Annotated in this window: 3 protein-coding genes; all 3 read left to right on the top strand. The window is 72.8% G+C overall.

The window, feature by feature from the left end; all coding sequences use genetic code 11:
- On the top strand, nt 1-2,144 hold a 2,144-nt coding region (gene bcsB, locus OEJ37_RS31290), incomplete at its 5' end, for a cellulose biosynthesis cyclic di-GMP-binding regulatory protein BcsB (RefSeq protein ID WP_263348670.1).
- Nucleotides 2,145-2,147: 3 nt separating this feature from the next.
- Entirely contained in the window at nt 2,148-3,377 is a 1,230-nt protein-coding gene (gene bcsZ / locus OEJ37_RS31285) for a cellulose synthase complex periplasmic endoglucanase BcsZ (RefSeq protein ID WP_263348667.1), read from the top strand.
- Complete coding sequence (locus tag OEJ37_RS31280) at nt 3,362-7,270, top strand: cellulose synthase subunit BcsC-related outer membrane protein (protein WP_263348665.1); 3,909 nt, start codon at nt 3,362-3,364, stop codon at nt 7,268-7,270. Before bcsZ ends, OEJ37_RS31280 begins: the two co-directional genes overlap by 16 nt.
- Nucleotides 7,271-7,511: the final 241 nt, after the last annotated feature.

Below are 7,511 nucleotides of genomic sequence, written 5' to 3'. Positions count from 1 at the left end.
CCGCCGGACTGCCGGCGACGACCGTGCGCCTGCCGTTCGCGTCGCTCGGCGCGTTCGATCCGCTGCGCCTGCGCGGCGCCGACGACGCGCGTACGATCCACGCGGGCGTGCGGCTCGACCGCGTGGTCACGGGCGCGCGGCTGCGCCTGACCTACGCGTATTCGCCGTCGCTCGTGTTCCCGCTGTCGCACCTGAAGGTGTCGGTGAACGGCGAGGTCGTCGCGACCGTCCCGTTCGACGCCGCGCGCGCGGGCCGCACGGTCACGCAGGACATTCCGATCGATCCGCGCTACTTCTCGGATTTCAACCAGATCGGCGTGCGCCTGATCGCGCACTACACGCTCGACCATTGCGAGGATCCGTCGAATTCGGCGCTGTGGGCCGACGTGAGCCCGACGAGCGAGCTGATCCTCGACGAATCGCCGGTACGCCTGCCGAACGATCTCGCGCTGCTGCCCGCGCCGTTCTTCGACCGGCGCGACAACGGCCGCTTGCGGCTGCCGTTCGTGCTGCCGGCGTCGCCCGATTCGGCGACGCTGCGCAGCGCGGGCGTGCTCGCGTCGTGGTTCGGCGCGCTGGCCGACTACCGGCATGCGCGCTTCCCGGTGTCGCCCACGCTGCCGTCCGACGACCAGGCGGTGGTGGTCGGCACGGCCGCGACGCTGCCGGCCGGCCTCGCGCTGCCGTCGGTCAACGGCCCGCTGCTCGCTGTCGCCGACAACCCGGCCGCGCCGGGACGCAAGCTGCTCGTCGTCACGGGCCGCACGGCGGCCGAGGTCGACGACGCGGTCGCGACGCTCGTGCTCGGCCGTGCGGCGCTGTCGGGGCCGGCGGCAACGGTCGCTCACGTCGATCTCGGCGCGCCGCGCAAGCCGTACGATGCGCCGCGCTGGCTGCCGGTGAACCGGCCGATCGCGTTCCGCGAACTCGTGTCCGATCCGCGCGAGCTGGAAGCGCGCGGCACGACGCCCGACGCGATCCGCCTGAACCTGCGCGTGCCGGCCGATCTCCATTCATGGAACGGCGCGGGCGTGCCGATCACGCTGCGCTACCGCTACACGGCGCCGACCGTGCAGGACAACTCGACGCTGGCCGTCGAGATCAACGACCAGCTCGTGAAGTCGTACCGGCTCGGGCCGGCCCAGGCCGAGGACGCGCGCGGCCGCATGCAGCTGCCGCTGCTGTCGGTGCCGGAAGGGCGCGTGACGAGCGACGTCGACATCCCGGCGTTCCGCGTCGGCAGCGGCAACCAGCTGCAGTTCCGTTTCACGCTCGACTCGCAGAAGACCGGCCTGTGCTCGAGCACGTCCACCGAGCCGCAGCGCGCGGCGATCGATCCCGATTCGACGATCGACTTCTCGCACTTCGTCCATTACGCGCAATTGCCGAACCTCGCGTATTTTGCGAACAGCGGCTTTCCGTTCACGCGTTTCGCCGACCTGTCGCAGACGGCCGTCGTGATGCCCGACCGGCCGTCGCCGCAGGAGCTCGAGGCCTACCTGACGATGCTCGGCCACATGGGCGAGTGGACGGGGTTCCCGGCACTGCGCGTGCAGGTCGCGCGGCCCGGCGACGTCGCGGCGCTGTCGGGCAGCAAGGATCTGCTCGTGATCGACGGCTCGCCCGCGTCGCCGCTGCTCGCGCACTGGCGCTCGGCGCTGCCGCTCGTGATCGACGAGCAGGGCGGTGCGGGCGGCGACGGCGCGACGCGCGTCGCGTTCACGGTCAAGGAGCGCTGGCGCAACGGCGTCGGCCTGGCCGACGGCGGCGCGCATATCGAGCAGACGGGGCCGCTCGCGGCGCTCGCCGGGTTCGAGCTGCCGGGCAGCCACGGCCGCAGCGTCGTCGCGTTGACGGCGACCGACCAGCCGCGCCTCGGCGATCTGCTGAACGTGTTCGAAAACGCCGGCCTCGTGTCGCAGTTGCAGGGCGACCTCGCGCTGGTGCGGCCGGGGCAGGTCGACAGCCTGCGTGTCGGCGAGCCTTATGTGGTCGGTTTCGTGCCGTGGTATGCGCGCGTCTGGACGCAAGCGGCGCGGCATCCGGTCGTGCTCGGCGCGGTCGGCGTCGTCGCGGGGCTGCTGCTCGCGCTCGGCGTGTTCAGCGTGCTGCAGAGAATCGCCGCGCGTCGACGGGGGATGTAACGGATGGCGCGGGTTATGGCGAAGCGACGGGCAACGCGGCCGCCGCGGCGCGTCGGCGCGGCGCTCGCGCTGGCCGTCGCGCTGGCGTGCGCGGCAACCGGCACGGCCGGACGCGCACAGGCCGCGGGAGCCGGCGCGACCGATGCGGCCGACGCCGGATGCAGCGCGGCGTGGCCGCGCTGGGACGCGTTCAAGCGCGATTTCATCTCGGCCGACGGCCGCGTGATCGACGTCGGTTCGGCCGATTCACGCACGGTGTCGGAGGGGCAGGCGTATGGGCTTTTCTTCGCGCTGGTCGCGAACGACCGGCGCATGTTCGACACGATCCTCGCATGGACCGAGAACAACCTCGCGCAAGGCGACTTGAGCGCGCACCTGCCGGCATGGCTGTGGGGCCGTGCGCCGGACGGCGCGTGGCGCGTGCTCGACGCGAACGCGGCGTCGGACGCCGACCTGTGGATCGCGTACGCGCTCGTCGAGGCCGGGCGGTTATGGCACGAGCGCAGCTACACCGCACGCGGTGCGCTGCTCGCGAAGCGCGTGCTCGACGAGGAAACCGCGACCGTGCCGGGCCTCGGCGTCACGCTGCTGCCCGGGCCGACCGGGTTCAAGCTGCCCAACGGCCAGTGGCGCGTGAACCCGAGCTATTCGCCGCCGCAGGTGATCCGCGCGCTCGGCGCGCGCCTGCCCGACGACCGGCGCTGGGCCGCGCTGGCATCGAGCACCGGGCGCGTGCTGCTCGACACGGCGCCGAAGGGTTTTTCTCCCGACTGGGCGCTGTATCGCGCGGGCACGGGCTTCGGGCCCGATCCGCAGACGCATGCGGAGAGCGCGTACAACGCGATCCGCGTGTACCTGTGGGCCGGCATGCTCGACCGCGCCGATCCGCTCGCCGCGCCGTTGCTCGCGCGTTTCGCGCCGTTTGCCGACCATATCGCCGCGCATGGCGCGCCGCCGGAGAAGGTCGATACGACGACGGGCGTCGCGGGGCCGAACGACGGCAACGGCGGGTTCTCCGCGGCGGCCGTGCCGTTCCTCGCTGCGCGCGGCCAGCATTCGCTCGCCGATGCGCAGGCGGCCCGCGTCGATGCGCTCGCGCGCCAGTCGGCACCCGGCTATTACACGAGCGTGCTGACGCTGTTCGGCCTCGGCTGGCGCGACGGCCGCTACAAGTTCCGCGCGGACGGCACGCTCGACGCCTGCTGGGGAGGCCGTTCGTGCGCCGCCCGCTGAAGCGCGCCGCGCCGCATGTCGCGGGATTCGCGTGGCTCGCGTCGTCGGTGTGTGCGGCGGCGCCCGGCACCGCAACCGACGCGGCGATGCCGAAAACTGCCGCGCCGACGACATCCGCTTCCGCCGACGCGCAGCGCCAGCTCGACACCGCGCGGATGTGGGGCCTCAAGCATCGCGACGACCTCGCGCGCGATGCGCTGCGCAAGGGGCTGCTGATCGCGCCGGGCGATCCCGAACTGCTTGCCGAGCAGGTTCGCGTACTGCTGCGGCTCGGCGACGCGCAAGGCGCGCAGGCCGCGCTCGCGCGCCTGCAGGCGCAGTCGCCGAACGCACCCGCGACGCGGCGGGTGGCCGACGAATACCGCGTCGCGACGAGCGGGCGCGACGAGATGGCGCAGATCCGCCTGCTCGCGCGCAGCGGCCGCGCCGACGAGGCGGCACGGCGGATCGTCGCGCTGTTTCCGAACGGCGCGCCGTCGGGTGCGCTCGGCGCCGAGTATTACCAGATCGTGTCGAATGCGCCGGGCGGTCGCGAGCCGGCGATCGCCGCGCTGCGCCGCGCGGCCGCGGCCGATCCGCAGGACACGAGCGCGTCGATGGCGCTCGCGCGGCTGCTGAACCAGCGTGCCGACACGCGCGCGGAGGCGAACCGGATCGCATGGTCGCTCGCGAAGCGGGACGACGCCGACCATACGGAGGCGATGGCGCTGTGGCGGCGCGTGCTGCAATCGGCCGGCAACGATCCCGCGTATCTCGATGCGCTGCATGCATATCTCGCGCTCGTGCCGGACGACACCGAATTCCGCGGCCGCGCTGCCGAACTGGACAGCCGGCGCGATGCGCAGCGCCGGCTCGAACACGATCCCGGCTACATCGCGCAGCAGCGCGGCCTGCAGGCGCTCGCGCGCGGCGATCTTGCGGCCGCCGATCCGCTGCTTGCCCGCGCCGCACATGCACGCGCGGACGACGCCGATGCGGTCGGCGGGCTCGGCCTGCTGCGTCTGCGCGAAGGGCGGCACGACGAAGCGCGCGCGCTGTTCGCGCGGGCCGCGACGCTCGCGACCGACCAGCGCGGCAAATGGCAGGGCCTGGCGCGCACCGCGCAGTTCTGGGGGCTGCTCGCGCAAGGCCGCGCGGCTGCCGCCGCGGGCCGGCCGCAGGATGCCGAGCGCGCGGCGCGTGCCGCGCTCGCGATGCAGCCGGACAGCCCGGACGCGAAGCTGCAGCTCGCCGATGCGCTGCTCGCGCAGCGCGACTGGGCGCGCGCCGAGCCGCTGCTGCGCGAGTTGCTGGCCGCGCGTTCGCCGAACCCGTCGGCGGTGCGCGGCACGGCGACGCTGTATGAAAACACCGGCCGCGCGGACCGGATCGGCCCGCTGCTCGACGCGCTGCAAGGGCGCGTGACGGGCCGCGACGATCGCCGCGCGCTCGACGGCCTGCGCGCCGACCTGTACGCGAACCAAGCGCGCGCGCTCGCGGACAAGGGCGAACGCGGGCCCGCCGCGCAACGCTACGAAGCGGCCGTGCGCGCGGCGCCCGACGCGCCGTGGACGCGCTTCGCGCTCGCGCGCCTGTACCGCGACATGGGGCTGCCGCAGCTTGGCCGCACGGTGATGGACGACGGGCTTGCGCAAAGCGATACGCCCGAGATGCGCTATGCGACCGCGCTGTACCGCAATTCGCTCGACGACATCGCGGGCGCGCAGGCCGTGCTCGCGCCCGTCGACGACGCGCACCGTTCGGACGGGATGCGCGCGCTCGCGCGCAAGCTCGACGCGGAAAGCACGCTGGCCGACGCGCGCGGCGCGCTCGGGCGCGGCGATCGTGCGGCATTCGCGGCATCGCTCGCGCATGCGCAGGCGAGCGCGCCGGACGATCCCGACATGCTCGCCGCGATCGGCGCGCAGTGGATCGATGCGGGCGAGCCTGAACGCGGCCTCGCGCCGTTGCGCGACTGGATCGCCGCGCATCCGCGCGAGGCCGATGCGGACGTGCGGCTGCGCTACGGCGACCTGCTCGGCAGCGCGGGGCGCGACGACGCGCTCGCCGCGTGGCTCGACGCGCTGCGCCGCGAACCGTCGCTGACGCCCGCGCAGACGGCGAGGCTCGAGGACCAGTCGCTGCGGCTGGTGCTGCGGCAGACGGACGATGCGATCGCGCGGCAGGACTACGCGCAGGCGCGCACACTGCTCGACCGCGCGAGCCCGGCCGGCCGCGCGGACAAGCGCCATGCGCTCGAACTGGCCGATCTCGAACGCGCGCAGGGCCATTACGGCGCGGCGCGCGACGCGCTTGCGCCGGTCGTCGCGCGCACGCCGGACGATGCCGATACGCAGCTTGCGCTCGCGCGCATCGACGACGACAGCGGCAACCGCGCGGCCGCGCTCGCGCGCGTGCAGGCCGTGCTCGCGCGCACGCCGGACGACGACGTCGACACGCAACTGTCGGCCGTGCGCCGGCTGAACGCGCTGCGCCGCCCGGACGACGCAGCGCAGGTGACCGACCGGCTGCAGGCCGCGTATCCGGCGCGTGCGGACGTGACGGTCGCGGCCGGGCGCGTGGCCGAGGCACAGGGCCGCTACGACGACGCGGCGTCGTTGTACCGGCTGTCGCGGTCGCAGGAACGCACGGCGGGCGTGAGCCCGGGCCGCGACGGCCTGACGCCCGCGCAGGCCGCGTTCGCGGATCTCGAACAGCGGCGGAACCCCGAGATCGAGACCGGCTGGATGCCCGCGTACAAGTCGGGCGACGAAGGCATCTCGTCGTATCGCGCGCAGCAGGTGCCGATCTACCTGCAGATGCCGATCCGCTACGACGGGCATGTGTTCGCGCAGATCGACACCGTGCATCTGGATCCGGGCACGCTCGATACGAGCGACCCGAACGCGTATTCGCTGAAGACGTTCGGGACCTACGCGGCGCTCAGGGCATCGAGCGGGCTGCCGCCCCCGTTCCAGTCGAATCAGCAGGCCGCCGCGCTGATCGCGAATCCGCCGGGCTCGCTGCACCAGTCGACGACGGGCGTCGCGCTCGGCGCCGGCTATCGCACGGATGCGTGGCGCTTCGATCTCGGCACGTCGCCGCTCGGTTTCCCCGTGCATTACCTCGTCGGCGGCGTGCGCTACCGTTTCGACGCGGGCCCGGCGAGCTTCAGCGTGAATGCGTCGCGGCGGCCGGAAACGAGCAGCGTGCTGTCGTACGCGGGGATGCGCGACCCGTGGACGGGCGCGGTCTGGGGCGGCGTGCGCCGCGACGGCGTGAACCTGCGCGCATCGGTCGACGTCGGCCGCACGAACCTGTTCGCGGAACTCGGCGCGGGCGTGCTGTCCGGCCGCAACGTCGAACGCAACGCGGAAGTCACGCTGCGCACCGGGTTCACGGTGCCCGTGTACGAGCGCGCGACGATGAAGGTCAGCACCGGGCTCGTCGGCAATGCGTGGCACTACGCGCAGAACCTGCGCTACTACACGTACGGGCAGGGCGGTTACTACAGCCCGCAGCGCTACCTGTCGCTCGGCGTGCCGATCGAATGGGCGGGGCGGCGCGACGCGCTGTCGTGGGACCTGACCGTCACGGGCGGGATCTCGAACAGCTACGAGAAGGATTCGCTGTTTTACCCGACGTTTTCGGACCAGCGGGCCGCGCAGGTGGCGGCCGGGTTCGTGTACGCGGGCAGCTCGACACGCGGGGTGTCGTTCTCGTACGGCGTGAACGGCATCGTCGAGTACCGCGTGAATCCGCACCTGAGCGTCGGCGCGCAACTGCATGTCGACCGGTCGCACGATTACGCGCCGAGTTCGGCACTCGTGTACCTGCGCTATGCGTTCGATGCGCGCGCGCAGCCCAGCTGGCTCGTCACGCCGACGCCGGTGCGGCTTTATTCGGATTACTAGGGTCTGCTTGCATATGGAACGTACATGCGAATGCCCGAAATCGCTCGTAGGGCAAGAAGTGAGGAGCGCCGTTTGGCCGAGCCAAACAAGCGACGAGCGACGCCGCCATACGGGCGATTCCGGGCATTCCCCTGGAATGGATTTTTTAATTTGGGGTTGCCGCGAGAGCGGCCGCCCGCCGCGTTGCGCTCCTTGGCGATACGTCAGTATTCGCGGCGTCCCGCGCCTCGCGAGCGGCCGT

Origin of the sequence: Burkholderia sp. BKH01 (assembly GCF_025685725.1) — a bacterium.
GTDB classification, from domain to species: Bacteria; Pseudomonadota; Gammaproteobacteria; order Burkholderiales; family Burkholderiaceae; genus Burkholderia; species Burkholderia pyrrocinia_C.
Note: the sequence above shows the minus strand (reverse complement) of the source record. Positions and strands in the feature narration are given on the sequence as shown.

Excerpts from the sequence above, each read along its gene's own strand:
- bcsZ (WP_263348667.1), top strand. The coding sequence starts at position 2,148 with ATGGCGCGGGTTATGGCGAAGCGACGGGCAACGCGGCCGCCGCGGCGC.